This window comes from Arthrobacter sp. 1088 (assembly GCF_031455315.1).
Lineage (GTDB): Bacteria > Actinomycetota > Actinomycetes > Actinomycetales > Micrococcaceae > Arthrobacter.
Map to the genome: position 1 here is coordinate 1 of NZ_JAVDSM010000039.1, position 1,592 is coordinate 1,592.

Below are 1,592 nucleotides of genomic sequence, written 5' to 3' on the forward strand. Positions count from 1 at the left end.
ACGGTTGTTAGCAGCTCCTTAGAAAGGAGGTGATCCAGCCGCACCTTCCGGTACGGCTACCTTGTTACGACTTAGTCCCAATCGCCGGTCCCACCTTCGACGGCTCCCCCCACAAGGGTTAGGCCACCGGCTTCGGGTGTTACCAACTTTCGTGACTTGACGGGCGGTGTGTACAAGGCCCGGGAACGTATTCACCGCAGCGTTGCTGATCTGCGATTACTAGCGACTCCGACTTCATGGGGTCGAGTTGCAGACCCCAATCCGAACTGAGACCGGCTTTTTGGGATTAGCTCCACCTCACAGTATCGCAACCCTTTGTACCGGCCATTGTAGCATGCGTGAAGCCCAAGACATAAGGGGCATGATGATTTGACGTCGTCCCCACCTTCCTCCGAGTTGACCCCGGCAGTCTCCTATGAGTCCCCGCCATAACGCGCTGGCAACATAGAACGAGGGTTGCGCTCGTTGCGGGACTTAACCCAACATCTCACGACACGAGCTGACGACAACCATGCACCACCTGTAAACCGACCGCAAGCGGGGCACCTGTTTCCAGGTCTTTCCGGTTCATGTCAAGCCTTGGTAAGGTTCTTCGCGTTGCATCGAATTAATCCGCATGCTCCGCCGCTTGTGCGGGCCCCCGTCAATTCCTTTGAGTTTTAGCCTTGCGGCCGTACTCCCCAGGCGGGGCACTTAATGCGTTAGCTACGGCGCGGAAAACGTGGAATGTCCCCCACACCTAGTGCCCAACGTTTACGGCATGGACTACCAGGGTATCTAATCCTGTTCGCTCCCCATGCTTTCGCTCCTCAGCGTCAGTTACAGCCCAGAGACCTGCCTTCGCCATCGGTGTTCCTCCTGATATCTGCGCATTTCACCGCTACACCAGGAATTCCAGTCTCCCCTACTGCACTCTAGTCTGCCCGTACCCACTGCAGAACCGGAGTTGAGCCCCGGTCTTTCACAGCAGACGCGACAAACCGCCTACGAGCTCTTTACGCCCAATAATTCCGGATAACGCTTGCGCCCTACGTATTACCGCGGCTGCTGGCACGTAGTTAGCCGGCGCTTCTTCTGCAGGTACCGTCACTTTCGCTTCTTCCCTACTGAAAGAGGTTTACAACCCGAAGGCCGTCATCCCTCACGCGGCGTCGCTGCATCAGGCTTTCGCCCATTGTGCAATATTCCCCACTGCTGCCTCCCGTAGGAGTCTGGGCCGTGTCTCAGTCCCAGTGTGGCCGGTCACCCTCTCAGGCCGGCTACCCGTCGTCGCCTTGGTAGGCCATTACCCCACCAACAAGCTGATAGGCCGCGAGTCCATCCAAAACCACAAAAGCTTTCCACCACCATGACATGCGCCAGATGGTCATATCCGGTATTAGACCCAGTTTCCCAGGCTTATCCCAGAGTCAAGGGCAGGTTACTCACGTGTTACTCACCCGTTCGCCACTAATCCCCCCAGCAAGCCAGGGATCATCGTTCGACTTGCATGTGTTAAGCACGCCGCCAGCGTTCATCCTGAGCCAGGATCAAACTCTCCGTTGAAAACAAAAAATCAAACAGACACAACCACACCCACCGGAAATAACGGC

At 56.5% G+C, this 1,592-nt stretch carries 1 rRNA gene; it reads right to left on the reverse strand.

Features of this window, described 5'->3' with window-relative positions:
- Positions 1 to 22: 22 nt before the first annotated feature.
- Positions 23 to 1,545: ribosomal RNA gene (locus tag J2Y41_RS23030) — 16S ribosomal RNA — on the reverse strand.
- Positions 1,546 to 1,592 lie beyond the last annotated feature (47 nt).